General features: G+C 33.1%; 16 protein-coding genes. 14 read left to right on the top strand and 2 right to left on the bottom strand.

What is annotated here, in order from left to right:
* The first annotated feature begins 16 nt into the window (after positions 1–16).
* From DOS84_RS13125 to DOS84_RS13190, 14 genes are all read left to right on the top strand, one after another.
* Positions 17–1,807, top strand: a complete 1,791-nt coding sequence (locus DOS84_RS13125) for a GmrSD restriction endonuclease domain-containing protein (protein ID WP_111410579.1) — start codon at positions 17–19, stop codon at positions 1,805–1,807.
* Positions 1,808–2,193: 386 nt separating this feature from the next.
* Positions 2,194–2,790 carry a DUF6088 family protein gene (locus DOS84_RS13130; RefSeq protein WP_111410580.1) on the top strand — a complete coding sequence of 199 codons (597 nt, stop codon included), beginning with the start codon at positions 2,194–2,196 and terminating at the stop codon, positions 2,788–2,790.
* Positions 2,791–2,793: 3 nt separating this feature from the next.
* A complete protein-coding gene (locus tag DOS84_RS13135; RefSeq protein WP_111410581.1) occupies positions 2,794–3,789 on the top strand; it encodes a nucleotidyl transferase AbiEii/AbiGii toxin family protein in 996 nt (331 codons plus the stop codon).
* A gap of 29 nt (positions 3,790–3,818) precedes the next feature.
* Positions 3,819–7,010, top strand: a complete 3,192-nt coding sequence (locus DOS84_RS13140) for a type I restriction endonuclease subunit R (protein ID WP_111410582.1) — start codon at positions 3,819–3,821, stop codon at positions 7,008–7,010.
* 70 nt (positions 7,011–7,080) lie between these two features.
* Positions 7,081–7,446 carry a hypothetical protein gene (locus DOS84_RS13145; protein ID WP_111410583.1) on the top strand — a complete coding sequence of 122 codons (366 nt, stop codon included), beginning with the start codon at positions 7,081–7,083 and terminating at the stop codon, positions 7,444–7,446.
* Positions 7,447–8,769, top strand: a complete 1,323-nt coding sequence (locus DOS84_RS13150) for a nucleoside 2-deoxyribosyltransferase (RefSeq protein WP_111410584.1) — start codon at positions 7,447–7,449, stop codon at positions 8,767–8,769.
* On the top strand, positions 8,766–9,410 hold the full coding sequence (locus tag DOS84_RS13155) for a 7-cyano-7-deazaguanine synthase (RefSeq protein ID WP_207802064.1): 645 nt from the start codon (positions 8,766–8,768) through the stop codon (positions 9,408–9,410). The genes DOS84_RS13150 and DOS84_RS13155 overlap by 4 nt, the downstream gene beginning before the upstream one ends.
* Positions 9,411–9,414: 4 nt before the next feature.
* Positions 9,415–10,068, top strand: coding sequence for an HhH-GDP family DNA glycosylase (locus tag DOS84_RS13160; RefSeq protein ID WP_111410585.1), 654 nt, complete (start codon positions 9,415–9,417; stop codon positions 10,066–10,068).
* Positions 10,069–10,470: 402 nt separating this feature from the next.
* A complete protein-coding gene (locus DOS84_RS13165; protein ID WP_111410586.1) occupies positions 10,471–10,926 on the top strand; it encodes a hypothetical protein in 456 nt (151 codons plus the stop codon).
* 359 nt (positions 10,927–11,285) lie between these two features.
* Positions 11,286–11,630, top strand: a complete 345-nt coding sequence (locus DOS84_RS13170) for a hypothetical protein (protein ID WP_111410587.1) — start codon at positions 11,286–11,288, stop codon at positions 11,628–11,630.
* 163 nt (positions 11,631–11,793) lie between these two features.
* On the top strand, positions 11,794–12,252 hold the full coding sequence (locus DOS84_RS13175; protein ID WP_111410588.1) for a (2Fe-2S)-binding protein: 459 nt from the start codon (positions 11,794–11,796) through the stop codon (positions 12,250–12,252).
* Positions 12,253–12,254: 2 nt separating this feature from the next.
* A complete protein-coding gene (locus DOS84_RS13180; RefSeq protein WP_111410589.1) occupies positions 12,255–14,438 on the top strand; it encodes a xanthine dehydrogenase family protein molybdopterin-binding subunit in 2,184 nt (727 codons plus the stop codon).
* A gap of 38 nt (positions 14,439–14,476) precedes the next feature.
* The gene (gene xdhC / locus DOS84_RS13185; RefSeq protein WP_111410590.1) at positions 14,477–15,238 is read left to right on the top strand and encodes a xanthine dehydrogenase accessory protein XdhC; all 762 of its coding nucleotides are present in this window, start codon (positions 14,477–14,479) and stop codon (positions 15,236–15,238) included.
* Complete coding sequence (locus tag DOS84_RS13190; protein ID WP_111410591.1) at positions 15,228–15,863, top strand: nucleotidyltransferase family protein; 636 nt, start codon at positions 15,228–15,230, stop codon at positions 15,861–15,863. The genes xdhC and DOS84_RS13190 overlap by 11 nt, the downstream gene beginning before the upstream one ends.
* 58 nt (positions 15,864–15,921) lie before the next feature.
* Here the strand turns inward: DOS84_RS13190 and DOS84_RS13195 are convergent, their stop codons facing one another.
* Positions 15,922–16,461: a DUF4252 domain-containing protein gene (locus DOS84_RS13195; protein WP_111410592.1), complete on the bottom strand. Its 540-nt coding sequence runs from the start codon at positions 16,459–16,461 to the stop codon at positions 15,922–15,924.
* Position 16,462: 1 nt separating this feature from the next.
* Positions 16,463–16,990 carry a DUF4252 domain-containing protein gene (locus DOS84_RS13200; protein WP_111410593.1) on the bottom strand — a complete coding sequence of 176 codons (528 nt, stop codon included), beginning with the start codon at positions 16,988–16,990 and terminating at the stop codon, positions 16,463–16,465.
* Positions 16,991–17,258: the final 268 nt, after the last annotated feature.

Genomic DNA, 17,258 nt, shown 5'->3' on the forward strand with positions numbered 1-17,258 from the left:
TAAATTAAAACAATTAATGGCAAAATACAGCGTTCATCAACAACCAGTAGAAACTTTATTAAGTTGGATCAAATCTGGCGACATTGCAATTCCTGAAATTCAGCGTCCATTTGTATGGAACAGCACTAAGGTTAGAGATTTAATTGATTCATTATATCAAGGTTATCCTGTTGGCTACATTATCACTTGGCGTAATCCGGACGTTAAATTAAAAAACGGGCAACTTTCTGCTGGAAAAAGAGTTTTGATTGATGGTCAACAGCGTATTACTGCTCTTACTGCTGCTATTGTAGGTCAGCGAGTATTGGATAAAAACTATAAAGAAACTACTATCCGAATTGCTTTTAATCCCATTGACGAAAAATTTGAAGTTTTGAATAAGGCAATCGAAAAAAGCTCCGAATGGATAGATAATATCAACCCAATTGTAAATGATGAAGTATCAATTTCGAAAGCTATTAAAAAATACATTGCCGATAATCCTAAAGCCAATGAGGATTTAGTTGAAGAACGGATAGAAAACTTAAAGCGTATCAAAACGAAACAAGTTGGAATTATTGAGTTAGATGCTGGTCTGGATATTGATACCGTAACTGAGATTTTTATCCGTATCAATCAGAAAGGAGTTGTACTAAGTAATGCAGATTTTGTTATGTCTAAAATTGCTTCAGATGAAAAATTTGGAGGAAATACAATGCGCAAAATGATTGATTATTTCTGCCGATTATTAGTTGATAAAGGATTCAATAAACACATTCTAGATAACGACAGTACATTTAGCCAATCCGATTTTTATAAGGAAATAAAATGGATGGCGACAAGTAGTGATGATTTATATGTTCCCGATTACATTGACATGTTGCGTGTGGCTTTCACTTTTAAATTTAGCCGTGGCAAATTCAGTGATTTAGTTGCCTTATTATCTGGGCGTAATTTTGAAAGTCGTTCCTATGATATTGAAATCGCAGAAGAAAGTTATGTCAAACTCTCAGAAGGATTATCCGCTTTTGTGAATCAAACCAATTACCAGCGATTTGTTATGATTATTAAATCGACAGGTTTAATTAGTAAGAAATTAATATCCTCCCAAAACAGTTTAAATTTTGCCTATGCCTTGTATTTAAAATTGCGTGAAGACGGCATGGGTGAAGCAGAATCACAAGGTTACGTAAAACGTTGGTTGGTTATGAGTATGTTTATCGGTCGCTATTCGGGTTCTGCTGAATCACGAATAGATGAAGATATTAAGCAAATTAACGAAAAAGGTATAGTAGCTTATTTAACTCAAATGGAACAAGCTCATTTAGGTGCCGGATTTTGGGATTTCGGAATCATAAACGATTTAGAAACATCCAGTGTAAACAACAATGCTTACAACTTATATTTAGCGGCACAAGTAAATAACAATACAGTGGCTTTTTTATCTAAAAGCATGAAAATTAGTAGTTTAATTGAACAACGAGGTGATGTACATCATATTTTTCCAAAAAAATACTTGATGAACAATGGCTATCCTCAAAAGGCATACAACCAAGTTGCTAATTTTGTTTTTACAGAACAAGCGACTAATATAAAAGTGGGTATGCTCACACCTAAAGATTATTTGGATAAGGTAAAAGCTCAAATACAAGCTGGAACAAATGAAATCAGCACTTTAGATTCTGAAAATAGCCTGAAAGAAAACTTGATTAATAATGATATTCCAAGCAGTATTGAGGAAGCAAATCACTTGGCATACGAAGGTTTTTTAGAAGAACGTAGAAGATTAATGTCTAATAAATTAAAAGTCTATTACGAAAGTTTATAAAAATAAATATCAAGTTTCCTACTCCAAAAACTTGACAAAACAATTTCAAACACAAAATACCCAGTTTATTATACAAAAAACTTGACATTTTTATATCATTTAAAAGAATGGTATTGCGTTAAAATTGTTGTCTTTATCTTAGCGAGCTTCTATGAATATGTTTTCACCTATATTGAGTTTGTTATGGAGGTGAGTAAAAAGTAAGTTATTAAAAAGCTTTGAACCGTATGTGGTTTTGGTAACCAATAAACATATAATACGTCTAATGATAGTAATGCTTTAACTTTGACTATGTCAAAGTTAAAGCATTACATCGATTAATCAAAATAAAATTATTATGTCACAAATATTTACTAAATTTGTGACATAATTCTAAACAACAAACCGTGCAATCCTCACATAATCAAATAGAATTAAAGATTAAAAAATCATCTAAGGGTAAAATATTTTTCGCAGATGATTTTGTAAAATTCGGCTCGCCAGAGAATATTCGAAAGGTATTGTCACGTTTAGAAAAAGAAGGTTTGTTGGAGCGTTTGACCCACGGCATTTACTTAGTGCCTAAAAAAGATGAACTGCTAGGTACATTATATCCCACAACAGAGGAAATTGCGGTAGAGATTGCCAAGCGAGACAAAACACGTATTACCCCAACAGGAGCGTTGGCTTTATACCAATTGGGGTTATCAACTCAAATTCCGCTAAAAGCGGTTTATTTAACAGATGGAGCGCAAAGAATTATCGAAATTGGCAATCGTTCTATTCAATTTAAAAAAACAGTTCCTCGCAATTTAGCCATTAAGGATCATTTATTGATGTTAATTGTTCAGGCTCTAAAAGAAATTGGTCAGCATAAAATTAATGAAAGCGATTTAGAAAAACTAAAGCCTTTTGCTTTGCAAGTAGATGGAGAGATCCTAAAATCTCAAAGTAAGTTTGCGCCAGTTTGGATACAAAAAATAATTACAGAACTAAGAAATTAAGCTATGTGGGTACACCTTACGAAAGAGCAAAAACAAAATCTAATCAGACAAACAGCTGTAAAAACGGGTTTGCCTGATTATGCGGTTGAGAAGGATGCTTGGGTTTGTATTATATTGCAAGCTGTTTTTCAATCAAAATATGCTCCTCATATTATTTTTAAAGGAGGAACTTCCCTTAGTAAGGCTTACCAAATCATCAATCGTTTCTCTGAAGATATTGATTTAATAATTGATAAAAGTTTATTAGGTTTTGCAGCATTACCATCAAAAATGGCAATAAAGAGATTAAGAACAGCTTCGGGATCTTTTATTATAAACGAATTCCGAGAAGAGTTGATAAATCAATTAACACAATTAGGAATTGCATCGGAAACTTACACTATCAAATACAACGACAAAGTAGATGACACCAGTGATCCCAATACATTAGAATTTTATTATGAGCCTTTAATAGAGAGTAATAATGCCTATATTCTGCCAAGAGTATTAATTGAAATGGGCGCTCGTTCTTTGACTGAACCTGCTGAGGAACGAGAAGTAATCTCATTTATAGACAGCGAATACGCACACCTTCCTTTTGCGAAAAAAGCAACAAAGGTAAATGTGGTCGTGCCAACACGGACTTTTATAGAAAAAGTGTTGTTGCTGCATGAAGAATTTTTAAAACCAATCAATCAAATACGAAGCGATCGTTTATCTCGTCATTTGTACGATATAGATAAGTTAGTAGATTCTGAATACGCAAAAATAGCGTATGAAGATCATTCTCTTTTTGAACAAATTGTAGCGCACAGAAAAGCCTTAACCCCATTACGTAACATAAGTTATGAATTTCACAAAAAGGATACTTTGCAAATAATTCCGCCTAATGAAATACTGAATGAGTGGGAGCAAGATTATAAAGCGATGCAGGAAAATATGATTATTGGAGATTCTAAATCTTTTCCTGATCTTTTAGAGAGAATGAAAGAAGTAATGAGAAATTTTAAAACGAATTAATTTAACCTAAGTTATGGTAATTTAAATAAATGAAATTTACCGAAGCACAACTAGAACAAGCCTTTATCAGTTTACTGCAAGATGAGAAAATGACTCATCGAGTAGGCGGTGAAGTACGTAAAACAGAATATAACGGCGTAACTGAGCCACCAACGGTTTACGGTCATGTTGTTAGTGAACAAGTATTGCTAACAGAAGATTTGAAAAACTATTTACGAACTGTCTATGCAGCTGAAAACATCACTGAAAATGAGATTGAATCTATCGTTAGAGATTTGGATCGTTTGCCTTCATCCGATTTATACGAAAGCAATAAAACCATTATGAAAATGGTGAGTGATGGTTTTCTTTTAAAGCGAGAGGATAGAAGCCAAAAAGATTTTTATGTTCAACTAATTGATTATTCGGAAAACGATAATAATACGTATAAAATTGTCAATCAATTAGCTATTAAAGGATATGAAATGCGCATTCCTGATTTGATTTTATACATCAACGGATTGCCTTTGGTCGTTTTTGAATTTAAAACGGCCATTCAAGAAAACACAACCCTACATGATGCTTATATACAAATAACCACTCGATACAAAAGAGATATTCCAGAATTATTCAAATACAATGCTTTTTGTGTGATTAGTGACGGTGCCAATACCAAAGCAGGATCATTTTTTGCTCCTTATGAATTCTTTTATGCTTGGAGAAAGATTGAAGGCATGATAAAAGAAGTCGATGGTATAGATGCAATGTTTACACTTATTCAAGGGATGTTTAATCGCAAAAGACTTCGTGAAATTATTCAAAACTTCATTTTTTTACCTGATAGTTCCAAGAAGGATGATAAGATTGTTTGCCGTTATCCTCAGTATTACGCAGCAACGAAACTTTTTGAAAATATCAAACAACATCAAAAACCATTGGGTGATGGTAAAGGAGGAACTTATTTTGGGACTACTGGTTGCGGAAAGAGTTATACGATGTTGTATCTGACTCGTTTGCTTATGCGAAGCAAATATTTTGCGAGTCCAACTATTGTTATTATCACTGATAGAACAGACTTAGACGATCAATTGTCAGGACAGTTTACCAATGCGAAAGGATTTGTGGGTGATGAATCGATAATTAGTGTGGAAAGCCGTTCTAATTTAAGAGAACTATTGCAAGGCAGAAATAGTGGCGGGGTGTTTTTGACCACCATTCATAAATTTACAGAAGACACCAAATTATTAACGGATAGAACCAATGTAATTTGTATTTCAGATGAGGCGCACAGAAGCCAAACGAATCTAGATCAAAAAGTAAAAGTTACAGAGACTGGGGTTAAAAAATCTTTTGGGTTTGCCAAACATTTACACGATTCTTTACCCAATGCTACTTATGTAGGTTTTACGGGAACTCCTATAGATGCTACGATTGATGTTTTTGGAGAAATAGTAGATGCTTACACCATGACCGAATCGGTTGCAGATGAAATTACCGTTCGCATTGTGTATGAAGGACGAGCAGCCAAAGTATTGTTGAATAATCAAAAACTTGCCGAAATCGAAGCCTATTACAATCAATGTGCTGAAGAAGGAAGTAATGAAAATCAAATAGAGGAAAGTAAAAAAGCCATGTCGCAAATGAATGCGATTATTGGTGATCCTACTCGTTTAAAAACGGTTGCCCAAGATTTTGTCACGCACTATGAAAATAGAATTGCAGAAGGTTCAACGGTAAGAGGGAAAGCCATGTTTGTGTGTAGCAATAGACCCATTGCTTATGAATTATATAAAAACATCTTGGAACTAAGACCCGAATGGGGACAAATAAAAGTCGCAGCAGACGATATTGTGTTGTCAGACAAAGACAAAAAGGAAATCAAACCGATGGAGCAAATCAAAATGGTCATGACTCGTGGGAAAGATGATCCTGAAACACTTTATCATTTGTTAGGAACTAAGGACGATCGTAAAGAGCTAGATCGTCAGTTCAAAAATGAAAAATCAAATTTCAAAATTGCTATAGTAGTTGATATGTGGTTGACAGGTTTTGATGTTCCTTTCTTGGATACCATGTATATTGATAAACCGATTCAACGTCATAATTTAATTCAAACGATTTCTAGAGTAAATAGAAAATTTGAAGGAAAACAAAAAGGATTAGTTGTAGACTATATTGGCATCAAAAAACAAATGAACATGGCTTTGGCCTTATACAGCAATGCCGATAACGAAAACATTGAAGATATTGAGCAATCTATTGTCGTAGTAAAAGACCAGTTGGATTTATTAAGCAGATTGTTTTACAAATTTGATAAGTCGGGTTATTTCAGTGGTACGCCATTAGAGCAATTAAAAACGCTCAATCAGGCTTCTGAATTTATTCAACTCACTCAAGAACTTGAAAAGCGTTTTATGTACATCGTGAAAAGATTAAAATCAGCTTACGATATTTGTTCAGGTTCAGGAATCTTTTCTGAAGAGCAACGAGATGAAATTCATTTTTACTTGGCTGTTCGTTCTATTATTTTTAAATTGACCAAAGGTGTTGCGCCTGATACCGCTCAAATGAATAATAGAGTAAAGCAAATGCTGCAAGATGCAATTGAAAGTGATGGTATTGAAGAGATATTCAAATTAGGAGACGAAGGGCAAACCGAAGTCGATATTTTCTCGGATGATTATATGGCTAAAATTGATAAAATTAAACTGCCAAATACTAAAATTAAATTACTACAAAAATTACTAGCCAAAGCAATTGATGATGTAAAAAGAATAAACAAAATTACTGGTATAGATTTTTCTAAACGATTGCAGTTTATTGTTGATAAATACAATGAACGCAAGGAAGATGATGTATTGCAAAGTCGTGTATTGGAAGATTTCACAGATGAAATCATAGATTTGTATTATGCTCTCAAAAAAGAAAAGGAATCGTTTAAAGATTTAGGTATTGATTTTGAAGAAAAAGCATTTTACGACATTCTAAAAGCTTTAGCACATAAATACGACTTCAATTATCCTGAAGATAAATTAATCATCTTAGCGCAAAAGGTAAAGCTCGTAGTGGATGACAAAGCAAAGTACACTGATTGGAGTAAGAGAGACGATATAAAGGCAGAGCTAAAAGTTGATCTAATTATCTTGTTAGCAGAAAGTGGCTATCCACCAGTGGATCGTGATGAAATTTATAAAGAGATTTTTGAACAAGCTGAGAATTTTAAGAAGTTTAATAATAAATAAATTTTTACACAAGTTAAAATCCTATATTTGAGTTAATTGTAAAAAAAAAAACATTTAAAAAACAAAACAGATGGGAAGTACAGGTTCGGGAAATTTTTCAGATTATAAAAGGAATATTGGTAATGCTGACCAAGGTGGTGATAGCGGTCAAGATAGATGTTCAAAAGCATTTAATTCTTCTCTTGAAGAAGTACAGACCTGTCAATATTTTACTAATCATGGTATAGTTCCTCCAATTGGAACGGAAGTTCATGTTAATTTCATACGACCAAGACTTGCGGTTACTGATTCTAATGGCTTTTGTATTGGATATTTACCTACTAGTTTTAATTATTTAAAAGCATGTATGGACGATAATTTTAATTACGAAGGAATTGTATCAAGTTCCTCAAATAATCCTTTACCATTTGTTTCCGTCGATATAGTACATATTTAGATGGAAAAATTATGCATTATTGGTGACATTATAGTTGATGTTTCTTTAGGAGATAAAAACTCTGCTTTAAAAATGAGATTAGGTGGGATTATTCATTGTGCTAGAGCTTTGTGGGCTTCTGGTACTGAATATTCTTTAGCATATTTCGCACCAAAATATCTTAAAAGTCATATTGAGATTTTTTTAAAAGAATTAGGAGATCCAGAGCTTATTTATTTAGGAGAGGTTGAAAGCTCTCCATACGTAATGTTAATTAATGAGGTGAAGGAAATTGGTGATCAAGGATATGAATTCTTACTAAGAGAAAATTTAAAAATAAGTTATAATGAAGGTTTGTTTAATGAACTCGATAAATTTTCAGAAATCCTAATCATATCAGGAAGTTACGATTTGCAAAAAGTTTTAAATTTATTAAGTTTAGATTGCCAAATCAGCATTGATTTTGCAAACAATATTGATAAATTAGAAGAAATTAGTGGCAAACATATTTATGAAACAATTTTTATATCTACATCTTCAAATTATTTTAAAAATTATTATAAAAACACAGGCTTATTTGAAATTTTAGATTTTTTCAATGATTTGAAACCAGTAACAAAAAAAGTAGTCCTTAAAGAAAATAGGGGTGGTAGTAGAGCATTAGAATTTTCGGCAGGTCAATTAATTTATATACCTTCGCAGACTCAACCAATAAATCATTCAGTTGGTGTTGGGGATGTTTACAATAGCATTTTTTTAAATCAGTCAAAAAAGTTTTCATTTGAAGAGAGCCTTAATTATGCTTCATGGATAGCAACAGAATATGCATTAACAACTTTTCCTGAAGATTTTAAAAGAATGACTCAAAGAACTTTGAAAAGTCCTATTCAAGATTTAATGGCATTAGGAGGGCTCAAGCTTCCTTGGGAAAAGAGAAGCGAAATTAATATTTATATTGCTGCTCCTGATTTTGACTTTGAAGATACTAGCCTAATAGATTTATTAGACAATAATTTGAAATATCATAATTTTTGTCCTAGACGTCCTATTAAGGAAAATGGACAGATGGAGAAAGATGCATCTTCTAATAGAAAGAATGAATTATTTCATAACGATATGGTTTTACTTAATCAATGTAAAATATTAATTGCAGTACTTCTTTATAATGACCCTGGTACATTAATTGAAATTGGTTTAGCAGTAGAAAGAGGAATTCCAACTTTAGTATATGACCCCTATAAAATTGCCACTAACTGCATGCTAACTCAAATTCCAGATTTATTATCATCTAGCTTGGATGAAATTATTTGTAAAACATTTGAAGTCTCACAAAAAATTATATGATAGACATAAATATAGAAAAAGGGGTAATTTTAATGTCAGGAGGACTAGACTCTACCACTCTAGCCTATTATTTTATTAAAAATGAAATAGAATTTATACCACTAATAATAAACTATGGTCAACATTGTTTTGAAACAGAATTAAATCGCTTAAAACAAGTTTTGCCTGTTGAATACATTGGAAAAATAGAAATTATTGACGTTTCTGACATTTATAAATATTCAACATCAAAATTTATAAAAGCTCCCGATTTGTGGAATGAAGAAGTTAATGCTGACGATTTATATATCCCCTATAGAAATGTTCTATTACTAACTATTGGGGCATCCTTTGCGAGGACAATGGGGATGGATAAAGTTTACTCGGCTTTTATAAATAGTAATCATGCAAAAGAAATCGATTGCTCCTCGAATTTTTTTGATAGTTTAGACGTTTTATTAGAAGAATATGGAGCTGTAAAAATTCTCATGCCATTTAGAAACTTTTCAAAATATGAAGTAGCTAAACTAGGAATTGATTTAAATGCTCCCATAGGAATAACATTTTCATGCCAAGCATCTCCAAATATACCATGTGGTGCATGCCCAAATTGTGTTGATAGACTAGATGCTTTGAAGCAAATCGAAAAAGAAAACATTTAATGTTATGAATATTGAGAAACTAATTCACGCTAGAAAGCTTATAGATTTTATAGAAAATGAAATTAATTTAGAGTTAATTCCATCAAATAATTGCCCATATGACAACCACATAGGTGCACTATTTACGGATATAATATTACAAGCAGGACTAAATTATAAACATATTGTATCTCCCAGAGTTAATAGCGTTTATCATAATTACCCTGAAGCCAATACAGTTAAAAACTTTTTCAACCTTATAGAAGCAGATGGTTTAGAGAATATTATACAATGGAAACATGAAATCAAATTAAAAAGAATAATCGATTTAATAAATTTTTGTTTGAAAAATGAGATTGACTCTACTGAGGAACTGAAATTTTTTTTACTACAAGAAGACAATAAAAAAGAATTCTTATCTATTAATGGAATTGGTAGCAAAACTTATGACTATCTCCTTAAATTAATGAATGTTGATACAATTGCAGTTGATAGACATATATTCTCTTTTCTAGAAAAAGCAGGAATTGAAGCTAGAGATTATCATTTTTCAAAAGGAATAGTTGAATTTGCAGCTGACATAATGAATGTTTCTAGACGTTCAATTGATTATAGTATTTGGACATATATGGCTTATACTGAAAAAAAAGGATCAAATCAAACCGTTTTGGAATTTTAAGATCTTCTTGAATCATTTCCTCATATATTTTTGGTTGTTTGGTCTGCTTAAGATTACCCAAACGTTCGGGTTTGGGACTAAATTAAGCCAATTATTATTATTTGCCAAATCATCTAACATACAAAACTAACTTCCCATTAAGCCAATTGTCCAAATCCGTTGCAGTACCTGTTAGCTGTAGTCCAGTTCTTTTTTTAACAAGTGAAAGATTTATAATAATAGCGAATAATTTAAATGTTTTTTTTTATATATTTGTGTCAGGTGTTTTGGTACGCCGGCTCGTTCGTGCAAAGATTTCATCAACCAATAGCTAGATAATATAACCTCCAGAGCTTATTATCCGACTAAAGTTTACGAACGCAATATTTCAGGATAATAATCTTTGAACTAAAGGATTATATTATGAATACTATTGACTACTTCAAACTTCAAGCAAAAAATCTGCACAGAGATTTCAAGACAAAAATTCTTGATTTTGACAAGGAACTTAATCGTTTTGCTTATGTATACACCCCGAAATATTTCGCTATAGACGCAATTGCTTCGGACTTTGATATCGACGAGGAAAATTTTACCCTCATGAACGCACAACATATAATCGCCAATATAGCAGGCTTTGATAAGTGGGGTACACTGATAAAAGTATCGGAGTCAGAGTTGGAACTTGCAAAATTATTATTTGAGCATCAAGATAAAATTGATTTGATTTCATGGAATTTTTATATTGCCGACGCACAATCAATGAATGAAGAAGAACTCGATGCAGAGATTCAAGTAGAAATATTCAAGCAAGTTGTTATTGAAGATAATATTTTTGACATGATAATAGATAGTTATCTTATAAAGGATGAGTATTGATAATTGTTCCGATTTAATGATTTGTTTTAAATCATTAAATCGAATTCATTAATCGATCGGGTTTATTTTCAAATCAATAGTGTTAAATCTCATTTAGAATTTTTAAATCTTCCAATAAAAGGTTCGAATTCTGTACCATCAGGGTCACAAAAATCAAAAAGAGTATTAAAAAAGTAAACTTACATAGCTTTTTTAATACTCTTTTTGATTTCAAGGTGGAATTTCATGGAAGTGCAAATCAATATTAGTGTAAATTTTTAATTAATATTTTTATTCAAGAACAATATTTGGTAAATAAAAACGTTAACTAACTTAATTTAAATATTTTAGCAATCCCTTTCTACCAAAAAAAATCGTCCATGAAAAAAACTGTAAAACCATTAAAAATTAATCTTCCTCAGTTTTTAAGCTTTGCTTTTATTCTTTTGGCAATAACAAATGCTAATTCCCAAACTGTTCATTATGATTCTATAAATAAACAAAAATTCGTTCTTGTTGATGTAGAAAAAACGTATGAAAGAATTATAGCTAAAGGCTACGAATCTGTCGAGATATATGAGTCTCTAGGAAATTACTATTATGAAAATAAAAACTTCCTGAAATCAAGATTATATTTTGACAAACTATTTGGTAAATACAGTCTATCTCAAATTTCATCTAAAAGTAAAGAGCGATATCAATTAATAAGAAAATCGATTTATTAAAAATTAATTAAACCTCAACATAAGAAAGAGCAGTAGCTATTATATTATAGTTGCTGTTTTTTTTATATTAAATTTAAACACATATCTTCTTTATAAAAAATTAAACACAAATTTTAAAAAAAGTTATAACTTTCAACTTCCTAATTGCAAAATTGAAATTGAAATGACGACACTACTCATAAACAAGAAGAAATACACTATCGATGTTGATCCAGAAATGCCATTACTTTGGGCTATTAGAGACACCATCGGTCTTACAGGAACCAAATTTGGATGTGGTATTGGCGCTTGTGGCGCATGCAAAGTATTAGTTGATAATGTCGCTGCCTATTCGTGCTTGACTCCTGTTTCGACGGTTGTAGGCAAAAACATTACAACTATTGAGGGTACAACAGAAAATTTACAATTATTGCAAAAATCATGGGAAGAATTCAATGTACCACAATGCGGCTATTGCCAACCTGGACAATTAATAACGGCCACTTCTCTACTCAATTCTAATAAAAATCCTTCGGATAATGATATAGACGATGCCATGAGTGGTAATATTTGCCGCTGTGGCACTTATCAACGTATCAAAAGTGCCATTAAACATACAGTAGAACTTAAAAAACAACGCTAATCATGAATGAAATTCAAAACATAAGCCGCAGGGCTTTTATCAAGAACATGGGATTAGCGTCTGGTGGATTAATCTTAGCCTGTAATTACACTTTATTTTCTCAGGATACCGAATCTGGAAATGTAACCGAATTTAATCCAAATCTGTTTGTGCAATTAAATTCAGATGGAAGTCTTATTATAATTGCTTCCCGCTCCGAAATGGGTAATGGAGTAAGAACTTCCTTAACCTCTGTCGTTGCAGATGAAATGGAAGCCGATTGGAATAGAGTATCAGTTAAACAAGCCACAGGAGACGCCAAATATGGTGATCAAAACACCGATGGCTCCAGAAGTGTAGCCGATTTTTATGATACCATGCGAACAATGGGTGCCATGGCTCGAATGATGCTTATTACCGCAGCCGCAAAAAAATGGCAAGTTCCTGAAAGTGAATGTAAAGCCCAGAACCACTTTATCGTTCATTCCAGTGGAAAAAAATTAGGTTATGGAGAATTGGTAGATCTAGTAAAAACATTGCCAGTTCCAACAACCATTAGTTATAAAAACCCTAAAGATTTCAAATATATTGGTAAAACTCTAAAAAGTATTGACGTTAAAGATTTTGCAAACGGAAGTGCTATTTATGGTATTGACAAACGCTTACCCAATATGAAGGTTGTCGCTATAGCAAGATGTCCCGTTACTTTTGGAACTGTAAAATCTTTTGACAAAACAGCAGCTATGAAAATTCGTGGCGTTATAGATGTAATCGAAATTCCAAGAATCGAAAAACCTTTCGGACCACTTGGTGGCGTTGCCGTTATTGCTTCAAACACCTGGGCAGCGTTTAAAGGGAAAGAAGCTCTTGAAATACAATGGAATTATGGCAAAAACGAAGGGTATGATTCCGAGAAATACATGGTTGAATTAACGGAAAGAGTTCATAAAGCAGGTAAAACCGAAAAAGCAATTGGCGATGTAAACAAAGCTTTTAGCGAAGCTGCTAAAGTTATCGAAAGCACTTTTCAATTACCTCACTTGGCGCATGCTCCAATGGAAGTTCCTAATGCAGTAGCTTGGGTTCAAGGGGACACTTGCGAAGTTTGGGCACCAACTCAATCTCCACAATCTGCCAGAGAAGAAGTTTCTAATTATTTAGGGACCGCTTTAGATAAAGTTACCATAAATGTCACTTTCCTTGGCGGTGGTTTTGGACGAAAATCAAAACCCGACTATATTGTAGAAGCTGCTATGATTTCCAAAGCCATTAATGCACCTGTGCAAGTGGTTTGGTCACGGGAAGACGACATAAAACACGGTTATTATCACACCGTAAGTTCGCAATACATGAAAGCCTCTCTGGATGAGCAAGGCAATGTTACGGGTTGGTTGCACCGGTCCGCATTTCCTTCGATCATGTCCACTTTTAAACCGGGCACCGATTATCCAGCAGGATGGGAAGCTTCTAGCGCAGCCGATGTGCCTTTTGCTATAAAAAATTTCAAAGTTGAATCTGGTCAAGCTCCTGCAATGGTTCGAATTGGCTGGATGCGATCTGTAATCAATATTCTTCATGGATTTTCAATCAATGTTTTTGCCGATGAATTGGCGCATGCCGCCAAACAAGATCCTTTAGAATTTAGACTAAAATTAATTGGAGATGATCGAATAGAAGACACCAAAGACCCCATAAAATACAATACAGCTCGCCTCAAAAATGTTTTAAAAATGGCAACAAAAAATGCCAATTGGGGAAAACAATTACCCAAAGGACATGCCCACGGGATAGCAGTTCATTATAGTTTTTATTCCTATGTAGCTTCCGTAGTTGAACTTTCAATGGTTGATGACAAAGTAAAAATACATAATGTTCATACTGTTATTGATTGCGGAATAGCTGTTAATAAAGACACCATAAAATCCCAAATGGAAGGTGCTGCTATTTTTGGGATGTCATTGGCCTATTACGGAAAAATAACAGCTAAGGATGGAGCAATTGAACAAAACAGCTACAGTGACTACCGAATGATTCGTATGAATGAAATTCCGAAGGTTCATGTAGAAATTGTGGAAAGCTCAGAAAGACCTACAGGAGTTGGAGAACCTGGCGTTCCAGTAATTGCACCAGCCATAATCAATGCTATATTTAAACTAACAGGAAAACGATATTACAACTTGCCTTTAAGTGATTACGACCTTGTATAACTGATTGACCAAAATACCCAACGAATACTTATTTTTTAATGAACAATTGGATTGAACTATTACAAGATTTTAAAAACAAAAAAAGATCTGTAGCACTCGTTACTGTTACCAAAATTCTTGGTTCTGCGCCCTGCAGAGTAGCTTCAAAGATGATTGTAACGCCACAAAAAGAAATATATGGAACTATTGGGGGCGGAAAATTAGAGTTTCAGGTAATCGACGAAGCAGTTCGTGCCATTCAAGAAAATAAAATTTTAGAATGCACTTACACTTTAGGTCCCGAATTTGAACAATGTTGCGGAGGAAAAGTAGAATTAATTATTGAACCCATGAATCAATCCCCAGAATTATACCTTTTTGGAGCTGGACATATAGGAGTTGCCATCTGTGATGTTTTAAAAGACACTCCTTTTGCCATAACGCTTTTGGACACTCGAGAAAACTGGAAAGACACTATCAAAATTGACCAAACGGTTACTTACAGTTCCGTTCCTTTTGACCTTTATAAACAATCCATTAACTGGGGACCAAACTGCTACGTTGTTATCTTGACTCACGATCACAAACTGGATTTTGAAATCACTGCTCTAGCATTACACCAACAAACTAAATATATTGGACTGATTGGTAGTAAAACCAAGAAAAACAAATTCAATAACTTATTAATAAACGAATTGAACTTCAAACCAGGAATCACCCCTGTTCATTGCCCCATAGGATTGGATTTGGGTGGGAATTCCCCAAAAGAAATTGCCATAAGTGTAGCCTCCGAATTACTGAAGGTCTATTATGAAAAATAATATCGTATTTGTATTGTTGGCCGGAGGCAAATCCGAAAGGATGGGCGTTGCAAAAGGCTTGCTGGAATACCAAAATACGTATTGGATTTTGGAACAAATAAATCGCATCGCAACTTCAACAATAACCGAAATTTATATTGGATTGGGTTATCATCACGAAGAATATACAAACAAAATTCCTTGGTTTAAAGAAGCACAATTGCATTCTGTTTTTTATAAAAATTTAAAAGTGAGAGTTGTCGTAAACCAAAATCCGCAACTTGGCTCTTTCTCAACACTTCAAACCATTCTGCAGCAAATTCCTAAAAACAAATCAGTATTGATTAACCCCATTGACATTCCGATACTGAACACAACCGAACTACAAAACATTATTGAAGAACAAAACCAAATTGTACTTCCAAATTTTGAAGGTAAGAACGGTCATCCCATAAAGTTACATTCTGATTTTTGGGAATCGCTACTTTTACTCAATCCAGCCGATGAAAACAGTCGATTGGATTTAGAAATCAAAAAAACAATTCCTTCCAAAATAACAACAATAACCGTAACCGATTCCTGTATTCTAAAAAACTTAAACACTCCAAACGATTGGGCAGAGTATTCAAATTCCAATCAGAAATAAGCACAAAAAAAGCGTTCCGAAATCTATCGAAACGCTTTTTTCAAAATTAAATTCAACCTTATTTCTTAATTAATTCCTGCAACGGCTTTAATTGCTCCAAATCAATTTTCGATTCTTTCAAAACCGAAATCATATTCATAATATTCGTCGGATTCATGTCTTTTCCCAAAACTCTAATGACCGCAAAACCTGCATCGTTTTTATTGGCAAAAAAAACAAATTCATTGATATGGTCATCAGTTCCAACGTAGCTTACAGATGCACCTTGTTTGCCTGAACCAAACTTCATCAACTGTTGATATTTTGGATCTTTTAAAATTAAATTCACTTTAGCTCGCTCCGTTTCAAACTTTGCTTTGTTTTTATCATTCAATTTGAAAGCCAAAACATTCATTTTATCAAAAGAATGCAAAGCTTCACTTTGAGCAACAGTCAATTTTGTTTTATCAACATTCAAAATGTTTGATGAAATATCCAAAGCAATAAAATCTTTATTTTCTGTATTTTCAACAAAATATTTTTGCAAAGTAGGCTCTGAGTTACAGCTTCCAAAAACCAAACTCATAAGCAACGTGATTACAAATAGTATGGCTTTCATTTTACTTTTTACCTTTTGTTGCTTTTTTCAAATCATCTCCGCCAGGAATTTTCATTTTGTCTGTCAAAACCGAAATCTCATCCAAATCAAAGTCTCCTGTCAATGACATCAAAACCGTATCTTCATCTTTTCCTCCTTCAACAAACATCAGTAACTCTTTAATTTGACTGTCTTTTGCTCCAGATTTAACCATGATTTTAATGTTTCTTCCTTTGTCATTTACACGCATCAATTCTTCCAAACCAGCAGTTTTAATATATTTGTCCGCACTAGCTTTCATTTCCCCTTCTACCCTCGTACTCTGAGTGGTAAACACTTTCAAATTATCTAATTTCTTGATCAGGTTCATATATTGCTGCGCCTCTTTATCGGAGGTGTCCACTTTCACCTTACTCATCAATTCAAACATCTTCTTATTGACAACAATCGATGTTACATCGTCTTGGCCGTCAAATTTATCGAATGCTCCTTGAGCAAAAAACGGGCTTGATACTAATACTACTACTAATGTGATTATTAACTTCTTCATTTTATTTTGATTTAATGATTATTATTATTATTTAAAATTTAAATTCAACTATTGGGCTTGAATGCTCTAGAATCACTCTCGCTTTATTTTTAATACTTGTTTTCTTCAACTAATTTTTTAAAATATTTTGGGCGTGTCCCTTCGCAAAAACTGCGGGTCGTGCTGTACGTTCCCGTTTTTTTTTGAGAGACAAAAAAAGTCTCTCAAAAAAAGAACTCCACTTCCATCACTCACGCAAAAAAAACTGCTTTATTCTGAAATTCATTCC

It is taken from the genome of Flavobacterium aquariorum (genome assembly GCF_003254745.1).
GTDB classification, from domain to species: domain Bacteria; phylum Bacteroidota; class Bacteroidia; order Flavobacteriales; family Flavobacteriaceae; genus Flavobacterium; species Flavobacterium aquariorum.